The sequence below is a fragment of the Bacillus sp. 165 genome (genome assembly GCF_017742235.1).
Taxonomy (GTDB): Bacteria; Bacillota; Bacilli; order Bacillales; family Bacillaceae_G; genus JAGHKQ01.
On record NZ_JAGHKQ010000009.1, the window covers coordinates 77093 to 99099 of the forward strand.

Consider the following 22007-nt stretch of genomic DNA (forward strand, 5'->3'; position numbering starts at 1 on the left):
CTTATATCTGTTTTGTAGAATACATAACATGATGAAATGAGGGCTATACAGTATCATTCTTTAAAACTGCTATTAAAGACACAGCTTGAAGACTTAATCCAAATACTGTTATAAAGATGGGTTTTTATCCATAACTTACACTTCTTTTCACTAGTCATGTTGCCCAAACACTTCTTTATTCGCCGTGGCCATAAGGCATGGAGTCGCAACCCTGATTACAATGAGCCAAATCCCCGCCATTTAGGTAGGCGACGGAACATTAATTCCGTGGGCGTTAATTCCTGCGGCTGCGATTTGTAATGTGGATCCGTTTGAATTGGCTAGACGAAACTTGTTCCCAGTGGTGATTAGTTTGGTTGTGACTAAGATTGTGACTATTTTCTTACTATAGGATCTAAAAAGAAGCCAAACAAAGGTTAAGCAGTTCAGATAATCTGGAGAAAATTAAAAAGCAGACCATTTCACAAACAAAATCACAGTTGAATTTTAATAAGTTTAGCACATAATTTAGCATACAAAAACGCTTGGAGAATATCCAAGCGTTTTTGTATATTTATTTGTCTGAAATACCAGACTGCATTTTGTAATTTCTTACGAGCATTCCGTTTGATTTTAACATTCCAAACTTCTCATAATAAGGAACTACGTCATCATCACAACACAAATCAACCATATAAATATCATCAAGCTCTTTTAACATTCGCTTTACTAACTCCTTGCCAATGCCTTTATTTTTATACTCTGGCAAAACTTCAAGGAACGGAATGTAGGCAGATAGAACTCCATCGCTGATTGCCGTAATAAATCCAACTACTTGATTAGTATTTTCATCTAACGCAATGACCACTTTACTGCTGTTATTTAACAGCTTTAAGTGAGTTTGTGAATTTGGAGGATTAAGCCAACCCACAAAAAACCCTTTCAACATATCAGACGAAATCTCATTAAGACAATTTTTGTATAACATCGTATATCAACTCCTAATTTACTTTTTAATCATTAGGCAGATGATGTATCAAAAATAAAGTAACAAAACAATGACCTCCAAACATTTCTTGGGATACTACTAAGAAGAGATTTGACTTTAAAACCAAAAATCCTTCCTATAAACATATAATAAAATTGTAAACCCTTTAAGGTATTTCGAAAAAATAAAACGCTTTCGTTTTTAGTGGGAAATTTTCACTTTCACCAAAAACATTAGTGCTTTTGGTGAAAGTAGGAGAGCCCGCTAATATTTTTACGCTCAAGATGTTTGAATAGATTTACGAAAGATTCTTTGCTGTTGATGCTCAGATAATCCTTCGTGATGCCTTTCTCAATCTCTATCCGATAATGTTCTCGATACTGCATTGGCGTTATCCCTAAAACTTCCTTGAAGACCCTGTAATAGGCTTTACTATCGGAGAAACCGAATTTAAGAGCTATCTCAGTAACTGTTTCATCTGTTGTTCGCAAGGCAAACAATGATTTGTTTAAGCGCATATTATCTAAGTATTTTTTTAGAGATACCCCTACATTTAATTTAAAATATCTGGACAGATACTGTGGATTTAACGAGAATTCTTTCGCAATATCCTGTAATCCAATATGTGCTTCTAAACAATGTGTATTCATATACTGAAGGATTTCTAGAAGCCTTTGATCATTTTCAATTTGCTTATTCTTGGTTTGTGTCGGTACTTCAAAATGCTCCAAAAGAATGACCACAAGATCTAATAACATTATCTTAATTTTGAGATGGTAAAGCTTTTTCCTATTCAATACGAGATCCATCATATTGGCTAGGATATATTTTATTTCATTTAAGACAGACATAGATCCTGCTCCAACTTCTCTTGAGTTCAAATAGAATCTTTTTTGTTCAATATCAATCCCCTGCTTTTTAAAATACCTACTGTCAAATTGCAGCGCCAATACATGTGTTTTCCCAAAAGCTGTCCTAGAGTTGATAAAGTGAAGTTCATTTCCATTTACAAGGAAAATATCCCCCATTCTCAGATGGTAGTCATCTTGATTAACCCTGATTTCCAATTCACCTTCAAGTACGAACAGGATTTCAGTCGCTTCATGCCAATGATAAGGGAAACGTTCTACTGTATGTGTGAAAATTTTAATTGGTAAATCGACCTGATAATCTATCTGCTCATATTGGTAACGCATGCTCCTCCGCCCTCTATCACGTAATTATTACATACTTTAGCATAAAAAAATGTCTAAACAATTTGGGTATGATAGCTGAGGTTTATAGTTATTCACACATTCTCACAAATGAGCATACACACCAAAAAAAGCAGCCAAATCATATGCTGATTTGGCTGCTGAATTATTGACTTATTCTTACGTTTCTGGAATGAATGGTGGCGCTGGCGACATCATGTGGATTATACGTAGTAATGGATGGATTTACTCAGAAGTGAAGGCTCCTTAATGAGATAATGTACCCGAAACACTTTCTACATTACTAATATTAGGAAATTTTCCATGTTCGTCTCTCACTATCATATAAGAACCTGTAGATTGTTTATGTCTAACGATCAACTCAACTCCTTCTGCACCATCTTTTTGCAGTTGTTGATAGTAGTTAAATATATCTTGTTCGATTACTTTTGCTGTTCGTTCTTTATAGGACTCTTGTAAATCAATAATTAGAGTCAACCATAAATCGTCTTTTACATCTTCAATTCGTCGGGTAAGTTTGTTACTATCTTTTTCCGCTTCCTCACGATACCCTACATTTAAGTTGATTTTTTCAACATGGGATAGATATGTTTCAGCATACCCCCACTTTTCTAATCCTTTTTTCCGCCACACTTCTTCCATATAAGTGTCAACACTACCATTTTTTCGTTTCGATGCACCAAAAGTTATACCACTGTCAGTAGTAAAGATTGCACCATATCCATCTTTATTTGTATAGCCACCTTCGTTGTTTATAATAACAATACCGTATTTTTCTTCCATGTTTTCTTTTAAAACTTTTGCTGTTTCCGTTATCTTATCAGGGTTTCCGTTCATACCTAAATAAATATAATTAAATCCAATAAACCCTATTGTCAGTATTCCAATCAATATCCCAATAGTAAATATTGGTTTCACTTTTATATAATTACTTTTCATTTATTTAATTTTCCCCTTTTCCTCAAACTTCATATGTAGTGACTAAGACTATTGGTGAAACAAGAGAGAGTTCAAAAACAGTACATAAAGATACAACAATTTTATTATCCCTATTCCCTCCTTATTTAACTTGTATATAACGATTCTACTACTTCAACCTTATTATTAAATTTCAGAAAATTCAATAATAACCAGATGATAACTCTATAATAAAAAATAGATACTTCTTATCAATCTATAGGTGCTTAGCATAAGCCTAGTGTATACTTTATACCATTCTAGTTAATCAGTATCACAAATCCATATAGCAAAATCCCTTTCCTTTTGTTAAAATTATTTGAATATTCATTTTAGCAAATATAGAAGGAGGAGCTATTATGTACAACTTCATATTATTTGATTTAGACGGAACGTTAACTGATCCAAAAGACGGAATTATAAACTCTGTCCAATATGCTTTAGCTAAAATGGGTATTAAGGAGCAAGATAGTAATGTGCTTTTAGAGTTTATCGGCCCACCTATCCAAGATTCGTTTGCTCAGCTATATGGTTTTAATCAGGAACAGATAAGTACAGCTGTAGCGTACTATCGAGAATATTTCAAGGTAACTGGTATGTTTCAGAACGAAGTATATCCCGGTATTTTGGAGCTATTACAATCCCTTCGTCGCGAAGGAAAAACACTTATAGTAGCAACTTCTAAACCAACTGTTTTCGCAGAACGTATACTAGAACATTTTGCGTTAGATAAGTATTTTTCTAAAATTATTGGAAGTAATTTGGATGGCACACGTACTGCTAAAACTGATATTATTAATCATATTTTATTACAGTATCCAAACAGTGAAACAACCGAATTTATAATGATTGGTGATCGAAAGCATGATATTATTGGTGCCAAAAACATGTTGGTACATTCTGTTGGAGTGACTTGGGGATACGGCTCTATTACAGAACTCGAAAGCATAAAACCTACGCATATTGTAAAAAGTGTATCCGAGTTGTATCGTTTACTTGGTACCAAAAATCTAGTACAACAAAGTTAATAAATTAGAAGCTTATAAAAGGATTTTCTAAATGCTAGCATAAAATCTGTAATCAAAAGTTAGGTAAATTATGATTTAATGAAATGTAGAGGTTTTTCTGCTTGGAGCTAGATTGTTTACAGATCACAAACGTGATAAATATTAAAGGAGGCAAAACATTATGAACATCATTGTTACCAGTATATTTGTACAAGACCAAGATAAGGCACTGGAATTTTATTCAGAAAAGTTGGGGTTTGTGAAGAAGCATGACATTCCCATGGGCAAATTTAGGTGGATTGCGCTTGTTTCTCCCGATGCTCATGACGGTACCGAGCTTTTACTCGAGCCGAATGAGCACCCTGCTGCAAAAGAGTATCAAAATAAGATATTTGAAGATGGTATCCCAGCAACAATGTTTGGTGTTACAGATATTCATAAAGAGTATAAACGATTATTGGAAAACGGCGTGAAGTTTACTATGGAGCCGACAAAAATGGGCCCAGTCACAATAGCTGTCTTCGACGATACATGCGGCAATCTTATTCAGATAGTGCAGCAGTAACCTAGTTCTAAACGACTTTATTGGCTTGTTTTAAGTTGGATTAACAATTACATAAATTTATGATAACCCTGTCCTAAAATTAGGACAGGGTTATCAGCTTCGACGGAGATTTTATGTACATGCAATGTAACCTGAACAGCTACAACAGGATTATGGCGATTAATAATGTCTTCATAAAAAACCTTCTTGAATCCGTTAGAACAAAAAAGATGACTATTCACTATCTCTCCCGTTATTTTATAAGCAAAGTTACATATAAATACGTGATTTAATTATAGGCACTCTTTCTAATTGATCTAACGCACGCGTTTCTACATTTAGTGGAAACGCTTTTTTATTAACAGATAAGAGCTTGAAATCTCCTATTCATATAAGGTATTTTAGGGAAAATAAACAGATTAAACGGGAAAAAGTTGATTTTAATTATATAGTGGGTTAAAGGTATATGAGCTGCTTTCGAGGGGATAAATCTGGGTATCAGTTTACTTTATGGTAAGCTCTAACTATTTTTTGCACCCTTCCTAATTTAATTATAACATTTAAACAATGGTTAATATAGACTGTTTATTCTCATTTCCTACTGCTAAAATCAATAGAACATTAATGGTTAGGAGAGATGCTGCATGAGTTCTTTAGTTCTCGGTTTTCAAGAAATGGAAAAAATGAATCTTTTGCTCGTTGGCGGAAAAGGGTTACATTTAGGAGCACTATCACAAATTCAAGGAATACAAGTACCAGAAGGGTTTTGCGTTACAACAGTGGGATATCAAAAAGCCCTCGCACAAAACGAAACGTATCATGCTTTGTTGGAGCGACTAACAAAGTTAAAAATAGAAGATCGAGAGCAAATTGGTGAAATCAGCAGGAAGATTCGAAAAATCATTATGGAAGTAAGCATTCCTTCCGATGTTGTGAACGCAGTTACTCACTATCTCTCCCAGTTTGGCGAAGAGCATGCTTATGCAGTGCGTTCTAGTGCGACTGCTGAAGATTTACCACATGCCTCTTTTGCTGGTCAACAAGACACCTATTTAAATATCATCGGCAAAGAAGCAATCCTGCAGCATATCAGCAAATGCTGGGCTTCCCTATTTACGGATCGCGCGGTAATCTACCGTATGCAAAATGGATTTGACCACAGTCAAGTGTATTTATCCGTTATCGTTCAAAGAATGGTTTTCCCGCAGGCTTCAGGGATTTTATTTACCGCTGATCCCATTACTTCCAACAGAAAGTTGCTATCAATCGATGCTAGTTTCGGACTTGGAGAAGCACTAGTCTCTGGCTTAGTATCTGCCGATTGTTATAAAGTACAGGAAGAGAAAATCGTCGATAAGAGGATAGCAGCCAAAAAATTGGCTATCTATGGACTACAAGAAGGCGGAACAGAGACAAAGCAAATCGATCCAGATCAGCAAAAAACTCAAACGCTTACTGACCAACAAATTTTACAACTGGCAGGCATCGGAAGACAGATCGAAGCTTATTTTGGTTGCCCCCAAGATATTGAATGGTGTTTGGTTGATGATACATTTTATATCGTCCAGAGTCGGCCAATCACTACTTTATACCCAATCCCTGAAGCGAGTGATCAAGAAAACCACGTCTATATATCTGTTGGTCATCAACAAATGATGACCGACCCTATGAAACCATTGGGATTGTCTTTTTACTTGTTAACGACTAGGGCACCCATGCGAAAAGCTGGTGGAAGGTTGTTTGTTGATATCACACATATGATGGCTTCACCTGACAGCAGAAAAATGTTGTTAGATGCCATGGGACAACACGATCCGCTCATGAAAGACGCACTCCTTACTATAATAGAGCGAAGAGATTTCATAAAATCTATCCCCAATGATAAGCAAGAACAGAGTTCTGGTAAAATCAATAAAAGTGTGTCGTCTGCGGATTCTCAAGCACAAATCGAAAACGACCCGACAATTGTTTCTGATTTGATTAAGAGTAATCAAACATCCATAGAAGAGTTAAAACAAAATATCCAAATGAAATCAGGATCGGATTTATTAGATTTTATTCTAGAAGATATCCAGGAATTAAAGAAGTTTTTATTTGACCCACAAAGTTCAGCTGTATTTATGTCTGCTATAAATGCTTCATCATGGATCAACGAAAAAATGAACGAATGGTTAGGCGAAAAAAACGCAGCAGACACCCTTTCTCAATCCGTACCAAACAATATAACTTCAGAAATGGGTCTGGCGCTATTGGATGTCGCAGATGTGATTCGGCCTTATCCAGAAGTAATTGAGTATTTACAACATGTAAAAGATGATAACTTTTTAGATGAACTGGTAAAGTTTGATGGGGGAAAGGAAACCCAGGACGCTATCTATGCTTATCTCAACAAATATGGAATGCGATGTGTCGGAGAAATCGATATTACTAAAACTCGTTGGAGCGAAAAACCAGGTGCACTTGTCCCCATAATTCTTAGTAATATCAAAAACTTTGAGCCTAATGCTAGCAATCGGAAATTTGAGCAAGGTCGACAGGAAGCCTTGACAAAAGAACAAGAGTTATTAGATCGATTGCAGCAATTACCAGATGGTGAACAAAAAGCCAAAGAAACAAAACGAAAAATCGACCTAATCCGAAATTTCATCGGCTATCGTGAATATCCAAAATACGGCATGGTTAACCGCTACTTCGTTTATAAACAGGCGTTACTGAAAGAAGCTGAACAACTCGTACAAACCAACGTTATTTATGAAAAAGAAGATATATACTATCTCACTTTTGAAGAACTTCACGAAGTCGTACGCACAAATAAACTAGATTACCAGATCATCAGCAAACGAAAAGATGAGTACAAATTATATGAAAAACTAACTCCCCCGCGTGTTATCACGTCTGATGGCGAAATTATTGCAGGTGAGTACAAACGAGAAAACCTCCCAGCCGAAGCTATTGTCGGTCTACCTGTTTCTTCCGGAGTTATAGAGGGCCGGGCACGTGTCATCTTAAATATGGAAGATGCGAATCTAGAAGATGGAGATATATTAGTCACCGCCTTTACTGACCCTAGCTGGACACCATTGTTTGTATCCATAAAAGGTCTAGTCACCGAAGTTGGTGGACTGATGACCCATGGAGCCGTTATCGCACGTGAATACGGTTTACCAGCAGTTGTCGGAGTGGAGAATGCCACCAAATTGATAAAAGATGGGCAACACATTCGCGTGCATGGAACAGAAGGATATATCGAAATATTGTAATTGTTAAAAAAGATTGTTGATTTTCTTATACAACTAATGCCAGTTTAGTTGTATAGGAAATAATGGTAAAGCCCTAAAATTATTAATCACAGCTACTAAAAAGAACGCCTTGTATAAAGATACGAGGCGTTCAACTTTAATTTTTTATATTTATACGTTTATACTCAATAACGCCCACCGTGAACTGAACTCTCAGGACTAACTGCCTCAAGTTGTTTTTACAACGAAGGAATGAAAAAGGGCGTCTTTAATCAAATTAATGGTAGACTCTTGCTATTACAAGATCAGATGTTGTTTTCAATACTTGATCTTAAATATTTGATGAAAAACCAGTTAACAATTGAACAAGTGCTTTTCGATTTTTATGAACTAAGGAAATTACAACTGTTTAATTCGGAGAAACTTTCAACCGTAGATGATTCAAATATAAAGCCTATAATTGAATATTTATCACAAAAAATTTCAAAGGTTTTATACTAATAGAGTGAAATATCATCAAAAAAGTCAGATTCTACTTAGAATCTGACTTTTTATATAAAGAGTTTCAATAGACTTCCTTGTTCAACTAACTCATGCGTTAATTCAATAAAGATTCATATTTATCCATATCAAAAAAGAATTCTAAATAATGATTATCTGGGTCTAAACAATAAACTGCGATATTACCACCAATCTCACCATCACCTTCACGGCTATGTTTTACTGGACCGTAGCTAATAAAAACATTTTTTTCTCTTAAACTTTGAGCAAATTCAAAGGATGTACGATACTCCTCAATTTCAAAAGCAATATGAAAAAATCCATTTGTAGATGGATGGATTTTTTTACCACAAGCGTCTCTTCTCTCCACTAATACAAGAGCATTCCTTTGATTCTTCGTATTTAAAAGAGCACAACGGATTGTTTGATCCGGCAATGCCTTAACCTCGATTTGATCTGTAGTCCTTTCTAAGGTGAAGCCCAACTTTTCTATATACCAATTAATAGAATACTCTAAATCAGACACGTATATAGCCACTCTTTCGATATGCGAAATTAGAGACGGTTTAGTTACTGGGTATTCTTCAGTTTTATTTAATTGCCTTTTACCAGAAAGCGTTGAAGGTAACAAAATTAACTCACGTACAAATTTACTCTTTAACAAAGGGCTTATATATGATTGTAATTTACTTATTTGTTTTGCCATAGTTTTCTTGTCCCTTCTATTCAACTACTTCAATTACATGTCCATTAGGATCCTTAAAATGAATTACATTTTCTTTCTCATTCGATAATATTGGTAACATTCTACCTTTGAAATAAGGAAAATTTAGGGATTCTAATCTCCTCTTTATTTCATCCAAGCTAACTCCGTTTGCTAATTTAAGCGTGTAATGATTGAATTGTTCATGATCTACTGTCACTTTAGGATTTTGTACTAAACAAATATCATGATGATAATAACCAAAACTATAAAATTTCATTGTATTTCCTACTATTCGCATTGCTGCACTACTATCTGGATGAGCCGTGGCTGAACATTGTACATCAAAAATCATTTCATAAAAGCTTTGTGAGACCTGCAAATCATTCACATAAAAAACTACATGTTGCAACTTGTCCAATCCAGGATAATTTTCATGTTTCAATTTATTTTTCATTGTATGCTCCTCGATTTAGCGTAATTATTTATCTAAAAAAAATCTTTTTAACACGAATATCATGAAGCCAATTTTGGAAGATGGTATTTGATTTATTGGATCAAGGCTCTTTTGAGACCAAGTTGTTACTCTTTTATTATCCGTTCTTGCTGCATAATAATTTTTCATTGTCTCATCGTACTGAATTAGCAACTCTTTTTGTGTTTCCTCATCTTGAATGTATTCATTTTGAAAATACACCGCATGTAATGGTAAACGAGGTTTTTGTATAGGTGTACTATCTGGTACACCTATACAAAGACCAAATAAAGGTACTACATTTTTCGGTAGTTTTAAAATCTTTTTGACAGCTTTTTCATGTTCAGCTATCGCGCCACTATATACGACACCTAACCCCATCGATTCGGCAGCAAGAGTAGCATTTTGAGCTGCTATAGATGTATTGATAGTAGAAATTTTTTTGAAAGGACCAAATTTATGAGCTAATTTTAATTTCTTTTTTTGTTCAATACTGGCTAAAACAGATATTCGATGTAAATCCGAGCAAAAAATAAGAAGTAACCCATTCTCTTTCACCCAACGGCCTTTTGTTAATTGATAAAGTTGTTCTTTAATTTTTGGATCCGAAACGCCTATAATGGCATAATCTTGCATAAAAAGTGATGATGGTGCCATTTGTGCAGCTTTTATGATTGTAATGATTTGTTCGTCAGTTAATTTAATATCTTTAAACTTTCTTATCGATTTATGATTCATAATTGTTTCTAATACTTTATTCATAATGAGTCTCCTCTTCATTATGTTTTTCGTTTCCTGGAAACAATAATAAACTAATCTAGTTTAAATATCAAATTTGTTTACTGGAAACAATATAGGTTATAATAGTCAATATTCAGATATGAAGGGATATAATAAAATTGGATAAAATTAAAAAGAATATATTAGATGGATATATAAAATTAATAGAGAAAAACAATGAAGAGGATAAAGAAAAAACTTGGCTTATTCAAAATTGTAAAAACGAAGAGTTATTAATTATTTTACAGGATATTACGATATTGATGTTACATGTATTAGACTGCATTCAAAAGCATCAACCAGTAAAAGGTATCACCATTGCTAAAGAATTAAATATGCAAAGAGGCACTATTACTAAAATATCTAGAAAATTAGTGGAAAAGAAATTACTCAACAAAGAATATCTCCCCAATAATAACAAAGAAATCTATTTTAAAACGACTGATTTGGGGAATGAACTATGTAATTTACATCAAATGCTCCATAAAGAAATAAATAAAAATTATGTAAAATTTATTGAAAAATACAGTAACCAAGAGTTACTTTTCTTAGAGAAAATATTGAATGATTTGTCGAACACTTCCTTTGTTAAAATTGATTAATTAAATTGAATTAATACAAATAAAATCATCCCATTAACTATAATTTCATTAGTTTAGAATCGCATTCCTTTGGATCCCAGAACTTATCAATCCTGGACTTTTTGTGAACGAATATATCTCATCAAATTGTTCAATAAAAACTGCATGCTTATTCAACTATCCTGTCATGTCGTTGAATAAGCAACAGTCCACAACTATTCAAGTTAACATCCTCCGTTATCAAAAGTGAGCTTTTGCTACTTACATTCTACATACTCATTCTATTTTTACTTTTGTAGATAAACCATTTCATAATTCCTATAAGTAGTATAAGGAACGGTATAGCTTGGACAAACCAAAATCCCATCCAAAAGTCAAACATGGTGCTATCTGGAGCATCTGTTGCCATCCCGCCTATAAATAGAGCAGCTGGACCTGTCATTAGATTCAAACCTACCCCTACCAACACAAGTGATAATTTTTTATCTTTAACTTTTTGTGAACCTGCCTTTATAAATAGAAATATAGCAAAACCACTAAATAAGAATGGTACAACATTTACCATTATCACCGTAATATCAAACATACCCTTTTCCGTCACTTCCCTCTATCTTAATTCTAATTGTACAGTACACAAAATCGCCGTCTTCTTTTTGTTAATTGTATCATCTAAATCAATGATTGATTGTTCTTAAGATAAATGCCCTATCTGTTAGTTACCATAATATCTTATACACGTAAGTACCACTAACATAGTTGACGATATAGAAAGCAAATACATATTAAAGATATAAACCTTTGAATCTCACTTCGTTATTACAGTAAACATTCCTGTCATATTAGGTGAATAGTCCTTAAAATCGTATTTTTCATAAAATCGTTCTTTTCCCTCTGATGCAAATAACCCTATAAACGCTTTATTTGGTGCATTTTCTTTTAGATACTCTACTAATGCATTCATAATTTCTTTGCCTATTCCCATTCCTTGATAATCCGGATGGACGATGACATCTTGAATGTAAAAGTAAATAGCCCCATCCCCAACAATTCTTCCCATTCCAATGATCTTACTCTCGTCCTTAACTGTAACGGCAAAAACAGAATTTTGTAATGATACTTCGGCAACATCAAAGTTCATATAATCTTCCCAACCCACAACTGAACATAAATATTTATATTCTTCTAATGTAGGTGCATAATTTGAGATTTCATATTGTCTTTTCATAGATTCGCCTCCCTGTCTTCCTATGATTTCTCGTTAGCATTTCTATACTCCTCCTACCTTCAGATATGCAAGCTTTTTGCGATAGCGTATTCACTTCAAATTAACATAAACTCTATGAGAGGAAGTTAAATTAATTTCTTTTCTTCCTATTGTAGAATTAATAGTAATAATCCTATTAAACGCCTAAAACTGTTCAAATATTGGTGCATTTTTATTGCCTGTAAGTATCAGCAGCTGCGTAAGTTCCGATTCCATTAATATCCTCTTCACTCTGCCCTTTAGTAGTTGATGTTTGCTTCTACCATTGGGAGAAAAAATAGGACACGCCTTATTCAATAATAGGTTTTGGAGTACAAACAATTATAAAACACTTAAAAAGCATACAAAATCGGCAATGATTAATTTCAATCCTAAATATGCTCAGTATATGGTAACTATTTTGAGAATATATTACATTAACAACAATAACATAATAAAATACGATACAATTTTATTGTAAAACGATAAATTGTAATTTAAAATGAATTTGAATATAATTAAGTGAGGTGCTTTTATGAAACAAGTTCAAGTTACGACACTCTTTTTAAAAATAGCTGTTTTTATGATAGGAATCCCAGTTCTTGCTTTATGTATATTTTTGGTGCCTCATCTGGCGAGTTTCGCAGCAAAATTGTATCCAAATATTGCTCCAATGAAATATCTCGTTTTTATCGTGATGTATGGAGCGGCTGTGCCTTTTTACTTTGCTCTCTATCAGGCTTTCAAACTTTTACGGTTCATTGACGAGAACACAGCGTTCTCGGAATTATCTGTAAAGGCGTTAAAGAACATAAAGTGCTGTGCGATTACAATCAGTGGCTTGTATGTATTAGGTTTGCCACTCTTTCATTTTATAGCGAAGAAAGTTGACCCTCCTATTGGATTAATGGGACTCATCATTATTTTCGCTTCGTTGGTTATCGCCGTTTTTGCCGCTATCCTTCAACGACTTCTACAAGAAGCGATTAACATAAAATCAGAAAATGATTTGACGGTCTGAGGTGGAGGATATGACAATTATTATTAATATTGATGTGATGCTAGCAAAACGAAAAATGAGCGTAACGGAGCTTTCGGAGAGGGTTGGAATTACTATGGCGAATCTTTCTATTCTGAAGAATGGGAAAGCAAAAGCGGTTCGGTTTTCAACATTAGAAGCGATATGTAAGACTTTGGATTGTCAGCCAGGTGATATTTTGGAGTACAAAAGCGACGAAGACACTCAATAAAAACAGACAACAACTTTATTTAACGGGTGTCGATAGAGAATTCAAGGGATAGCCATTAAGCTATCCCTTCTTTGCGTTTATTGATGTTATTTACTCAGTGAATTCTTCGGAAACATTCGTTCCTTCAATCAAACAGGCACCCGGATAAACTAATACAGTATCTAAAGTCGGCATATTTGGTGATGGAAGCACGAAATGCAATGGCGTTTCATCGTAATACATATTCCGTTTCCACCCTTCTATTTTAACAACTGTTAAATCAGCACCTATATTATTTACGGATTATAAGATTTTATTAGAGAACCAAACGCGAAGTTTATCTTTACAAACTATGGATCTAAAATTTATAATAATTTTTATAATTTTCTTATAATTAAGATTAAGAGGATACTGAACTTTATTTCATTTATCAAAACAGACATATCAGCCTATTACGCCCACCAAAGATACACTTCCCTCTTTATTGATTTTGAACAATGTTTCCATTTTCGGATTTACTTCCAGATCTCACCTATAGCAATAGCGTCTAGTTTGGAGAATCTATCATATGGGAGGCGAACAACATTGACCCGAATTGCCCGCGGTATTGTAACGTCAACTCCTTCACTTTCACTGGTCACTACAAGTAGGTCTATCAGCCTTGCATACGTAATCGGAAACAATCTCTGTTTCTACAGGGAGGAATATGATGATGCAAGACAAATATAAAGATAGCTTCCCTGTGCTAGTCAAGGTGAAGTGTCCTGAAGAAGTTGGATTTTCTTCTAAAATACTGAAGCAGGTTGATGAATTGATTCAGCAAGATGTCAAAAATGGTTTTCCAGGCGCTGTTTTACTGATTATCAAGGATGGAAAAGTAGTAAAAAACACGGCTTATGGGTATGTGAAAAAATATGACGGCCTGACACCAATACATCGTGCCGAGAAAATGAAGACCAATACCATATTTGATCTGGCTTCAAATACCAAAATGTATGCAACAAATTATGCGTTGCAAAAGCTTGTGAGCGAAGGAAAAATCGATCTAAATGCCCCTGTGCAGCAATATATACCTGAATTTAAGGATGGACCAGCAGACAAGATTAAGGGAAAGGATCTGATACGTCTGATCGACATCCTGCATCACAATGCTGGTTTCCCAGCCGATCCGCAATATCACAATCCTACTGTAGCCGGTGCGCTTTATTCACAAGATCGCGAAACGACATTAAAAATGTTGTCTAAAACGCCCCTCCAGTATGAACCAGGCACACAGAACCTCTATAGCGATGTTGATTATATGCTATTAGGTTATATTGTTGAAAAAGTAACCGGACAGAAGCTTGATGATTATGTTGAAAATACGATTTACAAACCATTGGGCCTTAAGCGCACTATATTCAATCCTCTTCAAAAAGATTTTAAACCAAAGGATTTTGCCGCAACGGAATTAATGGGGAATACTCGTAACGGAGTCATCAACTTCCCCAATATCCGGACATACACATTGCAAGGAGAAGTACATGATGAAAAAGCATTCTATTCTATGGATGGGATTTCTGGACACGCGGGACTTTTCTCTGACACAGACGATTTAGCTGTGTTATTGCAGGTGATGTTAAACGGGGGCGGGTATGGGAAAGAGCAAGTATTTGACCAGCAAACAATTAATACTTTCATTAGTCCATCTGAAACAAATCCCACATACGGACTTGGTTGGCGAAGAAACGGAGATAGCAGCATGAGCTGGATGTTTGGTCCTTATGCAAGTGAAACAGCAGTTGGCCACACAGGCTGGACAGGTACAGTTACAATTATTGATTTCGAACAAAATTTAGGTATTGCTTTACTGACCAATAAAAAGCATTCTCCAGTTATAAATCCAATAAAATCTCCGAACACTTTTGCCGGGGATACGTTCCATACCGGAAAATACACCAGTGTTATTAGCGGTATTTATGAAGCTTTAAGAATAAATCAAAAAGCTTGAGGCTGCTTTAATTTCCCTCAAGCTTTTTGTATACATATTAAATTGTTATTTATGCTGGTAATTTATGGCCTATTTAACCTGTAATGTTAGATTTTTTCCACTTTATCGGTACTGCTTACACAAAGGTGTTGACTTCTTTTTCTCTTCAAATTGAATTTTTCAGTCCCCTTTCCATAAGCCCCTTTTGGTTTCCATTAGAGCTTCTTGCCTTGTAGCCATTTGAGAAGGACATCGACAATAATATCTTGCTGATCTTTCACTGATATCTCTGCTTCGTTATCTCCTTTTTGAGGCCCATATATTCCAAATTGAGCATGGTTTCCCCCTTTTATTTCATACAAAACTGTTTCATCAGATAATAAGCTCTCGGAGTCTTCGATATCCCCTAAAGTGGTCAGACCGTCCCTCTCTGCATAGATAGATAAAATAGGAAGATGTGTTTCTGAAAAATCATTTGAATTCATAGGATAAGAACCTAAGAAAAAAAGACCGTCGACCATATCAAGGTTATCATAAGCGAAGGAACCTGCTGACACTCCTCCTAAAGAATGACCACCTACATACCATTTTTCTACAGACGGGTATTTCTCCATCATTTCTTCAGCTTTATTAATGCTTGTAATTGCTAAGTTCAAGGTCACCTCGGGAATTCCAACATAGTATCCTTGTTTAGATAGTTGTTGAGCAATATAACTATATGCTTCCGGCTCTACTTTAGCTCCGGGATACAAGATGACCCCTGTCTTTTTGCTTTCTTTAGGTTCATAGATAACCCAGCCATCTTCTATCTTCACTTCCCCTACTAAGCTTGTTAGCTGCTTGGTAGGTTTATAAGTTTGTTGAGCCCAAATATAAAAGCCTAGGAATGTAATAATAACAAGAGCTGCAACGCTTAATAATCCGTATTTTATAAACTTTTTCACCGTAATCCTCCTTTATATTTTGTTGCAATAAGCTTCGTACATCTCGCACCTCTCCTCTTCAATCATACTTCTCAACCTCAACAGTAGTCTAATATTAAGCCTCTCAAGTTTTTCCTGTTTTAACATTGAGTTTGAATGGGCTAATGTTATAGAACAACATGCCAATTGTTCCCCCACCCGTTACATCATGTAATGGTACTCTGTCGAACATAAGGTCAAGAATAATTCATCATAAGACAAACATTGATGTAGCAAACTCTCCTGCTAGGTACATCACCAGCATCTTGAAAAACCACGCTACACAAAACATACAACAAGAGCTGTTCATTCGGGCCGCTTGTTACCATAAGCGGGATTATCAGTAATAAAAAAAGGATCTTTACTCACAGATCCTTTTTTGTGCATAAGACTTATTTTACTGATATTTTTCTTTTAATTATATAAGCAAGTACGAAAGGAATCAAAGGGAAAAATGCCAGCAACCTAAACCAAGTTTCAGCACCACCGAAGTAAAGCGTTGGTAGTATTAAAGCAATTCCACTCATTAGTAATGACTTCCACGATTTTTTCCAAAGCCCCCACACTAAAAGAATCAATCCCGAACTAATTAATAACCAAAAGATGAGACCTACCCAATAAAATCCAGTTTGTTCCATTTGTTCACACCCTTAATAATATATACATCTATATTGTATGTCCTTATTCAACTATCCTGCCATTTACTTCAATAAAAAATGAGTCACTTTTGTGACTCATGATCTTCAACTAAACGCATGCGTTAGTTGAACAAAAAACAAAGTTTCCTCAGAACCTCCTTAAATAAGAAAAGACAGCTAGTTACGTTAACTGGCTGTCTTTTGAAAGTAAAATATAATAGTATTATCAGAAATAAAACCATAGGATAGGGCGATTTAAATATCAAGATTACGAGTACCAATCCATTTTACCATTTCAGGATCTCTGTGAGAAAAGAACAAGCTTTCATTTGTATCTAGTGCAGTAATTTTATCTATTTCATCTTGGTTTAGTTCGAAGTCGAAGATATTAAAATTTTCGACGATTCTCTCCTTACGTACTGACTTAGGTATTGCAACAACACCTCTTTGTGTTAACCATCGCAAGATAACCTGAGCTACGGATTTATTGTGTATTTTAGCAATTGATGCTAAAACTTCATTTTGGAACATGTTATTTTTTCCTTCAGCAAATGGTCCCCATGATTCTATCTGAACATTGTTTTCTTTCATCAATTTATGACTTTCAATTTGCTGACAGAAAGGATGCGTTTCAACTTGATTCACAGCAGGAACCACTTTATTATGAATAATAAAATCAGTCAGACGGTCTGGATAAAAGTTACTAACCCCAATCGCCCTAATTTTACCCTCATGGTACAATTCCTCCATCGCGTGCCAAGAACCATATACATCACCAAATGGTTGATGGATTAAATATAAATCTAAATAATCAAGTTGCAATCTTTTCAGCGATTTTTCAAATGCTTGCTTTGTTCGTTCATATCCTGTATCTTGAACCCAGAGTTTTGTCGTAATAAACAATTCTTCTCTTGGTACACCACTACGCTTTATTGCTCTGCCAACTGCTTCTTCATTTAAATAGGATGCAGCAGTATCAATCAGTCGATAACCTGCCGTGATCGCATCGTATACAGCTTGTTCACACTCGGTTTCATCTTGAATTTGAAAAACACCAAAACCTAAAATAGGCATCTCCACACCATTGTTTAAAATTACTTTTTGCATATAAATCCCTCCAGTTTTTTAATTAATTTGGAACATATTACTTTCTTTTAAAAATTTATCGGTGGTTTTATGTTGTATTTAAGTTTACTACTCCAGATATATTGCGATCTAAAAAGCAAATATCTGTTGAAGCAAATTCTAAAGCTTTATTGTTGTACACTTAAAAGCTTAGGGCTACGTCTAAATGAAAACATTCCTATCAATAGAGCAATCATAACTGATACAGCTCCAACCCAACTGATTTCTAATATAGTAGATTTTTTAGTGATAATACCTCCAATTCCAGCACCAGTTGCAAATCCAAGTTGTACAAAGGAACTGTTTAGACTAAGTGCAATACTAGAAGCTTCAGGAGTCAACGAAACTAGGTTAAAGTTTTGGGTTGGGCCGAACGTCCAAGCCGCAATTTCCCAAATCATGAGTAACGGGAGTATGACCATTGGCTGTTCAAAGCCCGAGACCGTAAACAACAGCATTAACGAAAGGATGTGTATTCCCATTGATCCTACCAGTGTAGGGACTATGCCGATTCGGTCTGCTAATAAACCACCAAGTTTAGAACCAATCAAGCTCGCGATACCCATGGCTAAGAGAACTATACTTACATTCTCTTTCATTCTCGGCATTATGACTGTCAGAAAAGGTGTGATATAAGTATTGAGAATTGAATAACTAATAAAGACAAAAAAGGTTACGCATAGTGTTAGTAAAACTCTCGGATTCGTCAGAAGTGCAAGTCGTTTACTCAGAGAGACTGCCTCCTCACTTTCCATGACAGGAATCGTTCGTGCAACCGTAAAGATAGCAAGGAGACTAAAGATTCCTATGCCCCAAAAGATAACCTTCCAATCATAAGACAAAGCTACCATACGACCAAGTGGAACTCCAAAAACAAGGGAAGAGCTATACCCCATTGCGACATTTGCCATAGCTCGACCCTGACGACCAGGAACTGCAAATTTTGCAGCTAATCCATAAGCAGTGACAACGAAGACTCCCGTTCCAATTCCTAGTAAAACGCGAGAGGCCATAAGTAAACCCAATCCAGGTAAAGCAATTATCCCAATGACGCCTAGTAATATGGTGGCGAGTGAAAGTAACAATTGTTTACGCTGATCCATCTTCGAAGTTGCTACCATAACAAGAGGAGTACCAATTGCATTACCAAGAGCAAAAACAGTGATAAGTTGACCTGCAGTTGAAACCGACACACCAATTGAGTCAGCCACTTTATCCAACGTACCTACAATCACAAATTGAGAAGTGCCTACCACAAAGCTAACAAGAGTTAGAAAGTAAATTTTCCAAGTATTGTTCATAGTTTTTTCCACTCCTTTAACTGTGTTGCAATGGATCTATGCTGCAATATGTTATTTTAAAAATTTGATTATAAATTTTTGCAGTAGGTATATTGTTTTTATACTTTTATTATGCAATAAATACAAAACTACCGTTATCCAATTCATATCAAATAATTGCCTAATCCTATCAAATCAGTTATATTCCAAAGCAATATATATTAAAATGGAACTAGACGTCATTAGGAATTTAGGAGGTTTTTATGTCTAGTCAAATCTATAAACTCCGTGCTGATCTCATTCAACTCATAGAGAGTCATACAGGTAAGGATGGATCTCATCCGACTGCAGTTCCTTCTTTATTTTTCTCACGTTATTCTAATGTTACTGGACCAAATTATGGAGTTTACAAGCCTTCCTTGTGTATTATCGTTCAAGGTACAAAGGAAGTAGTATTGGCACAAGAGCATTATGTATACAGTCCAGCCGATTACCTAATTGCCTCTGTTAACTTGCCAATTACCGGAATAGTCACAGAAGCCTCTATTGAGAATCCATATTTAGCACTCAAACTCGAATTTACCCCTAATCAAATCTTGGAAATTTTAAAGGATTCCAAACTTACTTTTCCTCATAAAGAAAATACTAAAAGAGGCATGTATGTAAGCCAAATTGAGTTATCTTTATTGGACGCAGTAACAAGATTAGCTCGCTTGCTCGAGAATCCTAATGATATACCTGTACTTGCGCCTCTTATTACAAAAGAAATAATCTATAGAATTTTACAAGGAAAACACGGAGTAACTCTTGGGCAAATAGCTATAGAAGGAAGTTCTACTAATCAAATCCGTGCCGTTGTCGATCATATCATGAATAACTATAACCACTCTTTTCGAATTGAAGATCTTGCAGAAATTGCAAATATGAGCGTTTCTTCACTTCATAGACATTTTAAGGAAGTAACAGCAATGAGCCCTATTCAATTCCAAAAACAACTGCGCCTGCAGGAAGCTCGTCGCATATTATTATCTGAGTCAACAGATGCCATTGAAACAGCGTTTCGTGTAGGTTATGAGAGTCCATCTCAATTTAGTCGTGAGTATTCTCGTTTGTTTGGTTTACCACCGAAAGAAGATATTAACCGCTTGAGAGCAACTTATTTGTAAAAAGTGCTGTAGAGTCTGATGAGACCTATTTCTTAAAATCTGAGAAGGGTAAACAGAACATTTCTCATCGAAAGCCACTCAAACGAGGCGGACGTGCGTCCAAGCGCGGTATCAGCAAAGAACAAGTCTGTGTCGTCGTGGCGCATGACCGCAATGGCACCTTCTGTCCCAAATGGCTGGGTACGGAAAGATTACGGCACATGAGATTGATGAAGTCATGGGACATCTGCTCTGTGACTCTCCTTCCCTATGCACAGATGAAGCTACCAACTACAAACGATTCGCGGAGCTGAAAGGACTGAAACACCATACGGTTAATACGCGCAAGAAGGAGTATCTCAAACAAGGCATCCATCATATTCAGCACGTCAATAGCTACCATCGCTAATTGAAGGTATGGATGGACCGTTTTCATGGTGTAGCTACCAAATATCTCGATAACTACCTCTATTGGCATCAATTCTTGTACATGCGGAAGAAAGCGAAGAACCAGGTTCAAACGGAAGACCTGTTTTTACAAGGATTCCTTCGTGCGTCGGGGGTAACCGTAGAGAACCTAAAGAGAAGTGCTTAAGACCCTCATAAGAAAAGAACTATTTTGCATATATGGAGAAAGAAAAAAAGCCCTATCGTGGGCTTCCAGTTGACATAATGAGGATTATCGAAAGTGAATTAAATTATAAAGAACTTCGACTTTATTTATGTTAGAGGCTACTTACGGAGCTTGTACAGATTTGATACGAGTAAGTTTCAAATACATAGATTCGCCATTTGCAGTTACCAATTCAATTAGATTATCCTCGACTTTTTTAGTAATCTAATCTTATCTGGACCTTTCCCCATATCAAACACTACTAGATTTCCTTCTAGTTTTTTAATTGTTCTTTCCAAGAACGACGTAGAGGAGCAGTATAAGGATTGGCAGACAAGGCTTCTTTGTTGAGTGTATAAGGAGTACGTTTTGATTGTACAGGGTTAACCATTTTAAATGATGCAAGGGAATAAACATGATTTTATATACAGGTGAATAAAAAACAAAATAGTCACTTAATACATTTATGATATACCCATGCCATGATTGATTCCCTGTAACATAAATTTCGGTAAAAAGTCCTTTTGCATTTGTTAAAATCGTACGATATGATATAGACTCGACTTTCTCAGATAATGAAAATCCAGCAGGCTGGCCAACCTCTCCGTTTGTTGTATCACTAAGCTTTATTTTATGGACATGCAATAAAGGAATATACAAAAACCTTTGTCCATCAAATACCACCAAAATATCGTTTCCTAGATCAGTGAGTATTCCTTCAAAACAGGTTTCTCCTGTTACTTTCACATGAACTTATTCAGCAATTGCATGATGTTATTCAATTCACCCCTCCCCTAAAAGCCATCATACGATCTTTTTTCATATCTAAAACAGG

Annotated in this window: 21 protein-coding genes and 3 pseudogenes; 10 read left to right on the forward strand and 14 right to left on the reverse strand. The window is 35.4% G+C overall.

The genetic code is table 11. The features are described from left to right. Positions 1-172 precede the first annotated feature (172 nt). A pseudogene (locus tag J7Q84_RS18400) lies at positions 173-391 on the forward strand (hypothetical protein); the annotation flags it as partial. A gap of 162 nt (positions 392-553) precedes the next feature. Here J7Q84_RS18400 and J7Q84_RS13795 read toward each other — a convergent pair. From J7Q84_RS13795 to J7Q84_RS13805, 3 genes are all read right to left on the reverse strand, one after another. Next, positions 554-967 carry a GNAT family N-acetyltransferase gene (locus tag J7Q84_RS13795; RefSeq protein WP_209095153.1) on the reverse strand — a complete coding sequence of 138 codons (414 nt, stop codon included), beginning with the start codon at positions 965-967 and terminating at the stop codon, positions 554-556. Positions 968-1200: 233 nt separating this feature from the next. Continuing rightward, on the reverse strand, positions 1201-2163 hold the full coding sequence (locus tag J7Q84_RS13800; RefSeq protein ID WP_209095154.1) for an AraC family transcriptional regulator: 963 nt from the start codon (positions 2161-2163) through the stop codon (positions 1201-1203). A 264-nt stretch (positions 2164-2427) separates the two neighbouring features. Further along, positions 2428-3120, reverse strand: coding sequence for a hypothetical protein (locus tag J7Q84_RS13805; RefSeq protein ID WP_209095155.1), 693 nt, complete (start codon positions 3118-3120; stop codon positions 2428-2430). Between the two features lie 377 nt (positions 3121-3497). On the opposite strand from J7Q84_RS13805, the gene J7Q84_RS13810 reads away from it, so the two are divergent. From J7Q84_RS13810 to ppsA, 3 genes are all read left to right on the forward strand, one after another. Further along, positions 3498-4166: an HAD family hydrolase gene (locus J7Q84_RS13810; protein ID WP_209095156.1), complete on the forward strand. Its 669-nt coding sequence runs from the start codon at positions 3498-3500 to the stop codon at positions 4164-4166. A 160-nt stretch (positions 4167-4326) separates the two neighbouring features. Beyond that, the gene (locus J7Q84_RS13815) at positions 4327-4710 is read left to right on the forward strand and encodes a VOC family protein (RefSeq protein WP_209095157.1); all 384 of its coding nucleotides are present in this window, start codon (positions 4327-4329) and stop codon (positions 4708-4710) included. Positions 4711-5333: 623 nt separating this feature from the next. Then, entirely contained in the window at positions 5334-7949 is a 2616-nt protein-coding gene (gene ppsA / locus J7Q84_RS13820; RefSeq protein ID WP_209095158.1) for a phosphoenolpyruvate synthase, read from the forward strand. A 577-nt stretch (positions 7950-8526) separates the two neighbouring features. Here ppsA and J7Q84_RS13825 read toward each other — a convergent pair. Genes J7Q84_RS13825 through J7Q84_RS13835 form a run of 3 tightly spaced genes read right to left on the reverse strand, consistent with a single transcriptional unit; the run spans position 8527 to position 10369 of the window. Then, positions 8527-9135 carry a VOC family protein gene (locus J7Q84_RS13825; protein ID WP_209095159.1) on the reverse strand — a complete coding sequence of 203 codons (609 nt, stop codon included), beginning with the start codon at positions 9133-9135 and terminating at the stop codon, positions 8527-8529. 16 nt (positions 9136-9151) lie between these two features. Further along, positions 9152-9589 (reverse strand): VOC family protein, encoded by a 438-nt coding sequence (locus tag J7Q84_RS13830; protein WP_209095160.1) that lies wholly within the window; start codon positions 9587-9589, stop codon positions 9152-9154. A 24-nt stretch (positions 9590-9613) separates the two neighbouring features. Beyond that, positions 9614-10369, reverse strand: coding sequence for an NADPH-dependent oxidoreductase (locus tag J7Q84_RS13835; protein ID WP_209095161.1), 756 nt, complete (start codon positions 10367-10369; stop codon positions 9614-9616). A 137-nt stretch (positions 10370-10506) separates the two neighbouring features. On the opposite strand from J7Q84_RS13835, the gene J7Q84_RS13840 reads away from it, so the two are divergent. Continuing rightward, the gene (locus J7Q84_RS13840) at positions 10507-10989 is read left to right on the forward strand and encodes a MarR family transcriptional regulator (RefSeq protein ID WP_209095162.1); all 483 of its coding nucleotides are present in this window, start codon (positions 10507-10509) and stop codon (positions 10987-10989) included. A gap of 247 nt (positions 10990-11236) precedes the next feature. Here J7Q84_RS13840 and J7Q84_RS13845 read toward each other — a convergent pair whose 3' ends face one another. Together J7Q84_RS13845 and J7Q84_RS13850 are read right to left on the reverse strand one after the other, a co-directional pair. Next, complete coding sequence (locus J7Q84_RS13845) at positions 11237-11569, reverse strand: hypothetical protein (RefSeq protein WP_348519861.1); 333 nt, start codon at positions 11567-11569, stop codon at positions 11237-11239. A gap of 204 nt (positions 11570-11773) precedes the next feature. Further along, the gene (locus tag J7Q84_RS13850; RefSeq protein WP_209095163.1) at positions 11774-12193 is read right to left on the reverse strand and encodes a GNAT family N-acetyltransferase; all 420 of its coding nucleotides are present in this window, start codon (positions 12191-12193) and stop codon (positions 11774-11776) included. 553 nt (positions 12194-12746) lie between these two features. On the opposite strand from J7Q84_RS13850, the gene J7Q84_RS13855 reads away from it, so the two are divergent. Together J7Q84_RS13855 and J7Q84_RS13860 are read left to right on the forward strand one after the other, a co-directional pair. Continuing rightward, complete coding sequence (locus tag J7Q84_RS13855; RefSeq protein ID WP_209095164.1) at positions 12747-13232, forward strand: DUF2975 domain-containing protein; 486 nt, start codon at positions 12747-12749, stop codon at positions 13230-13232. 10 nt (positions 13233-13242) lie between these two features. After that, positions 13243-13461, forward strand: a complete 219-nt coding sequence (locus J7Q84_RS13860) for a helix-turn-helix domain-containing protein (protein WP_091175162.1) — start codon at positions 13243-13245, stop codon at positions 13459-13461. Between the two features lie 105 nt (positions 13462-13566). On the opposite strand, the pseudogene J7Q84_RS13865 reads toward J7Q84_RS13860, so the two are convergent. Continuing rightward, positions 13567-13731 (reverse strand): annotated as a pseudogene (locus J7Q84_RS13865) (exo-beta-N-acetylmuramidase NamZ domain-containing protein); the annotation flags it as partial. Positions 13732-14146: 415 nt separating this feature from the next. Between J7Q84_RS13865 and pbp4b the strand changes: the two are divergent. Next, entirely contained in the window at positions 14147-15430 is a 1284-nt protein-coding gene (gene pbp4b / locus J7Q84_RS13870) for a penicillin binding protein PBP4B (protein ID WP_209095165.1), read from the forward strand. Positions 15431-15624: 194 nt separating this feature from the next. Here pbp4b and J7Q84_RS13875 read toward each other — a convergent pair whose 3' ends face one another. The 4 genes from J7Q84_RS13875 to J7Q84_RS13890 form a co-directional block, all read right to left on the reverse strand. Next, positions 15625-16353 carry an alpha/beta hydrolase gene (locus J7Q84_RS13875; protein WP_209095166.1) on the reverse strand — a complete coding sequence of 243 codons (729 nt, stop codon included), beginning with the start codon at positions 16351-16353 and terminating at the stop codon, positions 15625-15627. A gap of 410 nt (positions 16354-16763) precedes the next feature. Continuing rightward, entirely contained in the window at positions 16764-17009 is a 246-nt protein-coding gene (locus J7Q84_RS13880; RefSeq protein ID WP_209095167.1) for a hypothetical protein, read from the reverse strand. A 255-nt stretch (positions 17010-17264) separates the two neighbouring features. Beyond that, entirely contained in the window at positions 17265-18116 is an 852-nt protein-coding gene (locus J7Q84_RS13885) for an aldo/keto reductase (RefSeq protein WP_209095168.1), read from the reverse strand. A 146-nt stretch (positions 18117-18262) separates the two neighbouring features. Further along, positions 18263-19435: an MFS transporter gene (locus J7Q84_RS13890; protein WP_209095169.1), complete on the reverse strand. Its 1173-nt coding sequence runs from the start codon at positions 19433-19435 to the stop codon at positions 18263-18265. A 242-nt stretch (positions 19436-19677) separates the two neighbouring features. Between J7Q84_RS13890 and J7Q84_RS13895 the strand changes: the two genes are divergently transcribed. Together J7Q84_RS13895 and J7Q84_RS18405 are read left to right on the forward strand one after the other, a co-directional pair. Further along, the gene (locus J7Q84_RS13895) at positions 19678-20580 is read left to right on the forward strand and encodes an AraC family transcriptional regulator (protein WP_209095170.1); all 903 of its coding nucleotides are present in this window, start codon (positions 19678-19680) and stop codon (positions 20578-20580) included. Continuing rightward, positions 20577-21154, forward strand: a pseudogene (locus J7Q84_RS18405) (IS1595 family transposase); the annotation flags it as partial. The gene J7Q84_RS13895 and the pseudogene J7Q84_RS18405, both read left to right, overlap by 4 nt. 300 nt (positions 21155-21454) lie before the next feature. On the opposite strand, the gene J7Q84_RS18410 reads toward J7Q84_RS18405, so the two are convergent. Further along, entirely contained in the window at positions 21455-21859 is a 405-nt protein-coding gene (locus J7Q84_RS18410; protein WP_247739268.1) for a hypothetical protein, read from the reverse strand. Positions 21860-22007 lie beyond the last annotated feature (148 nt).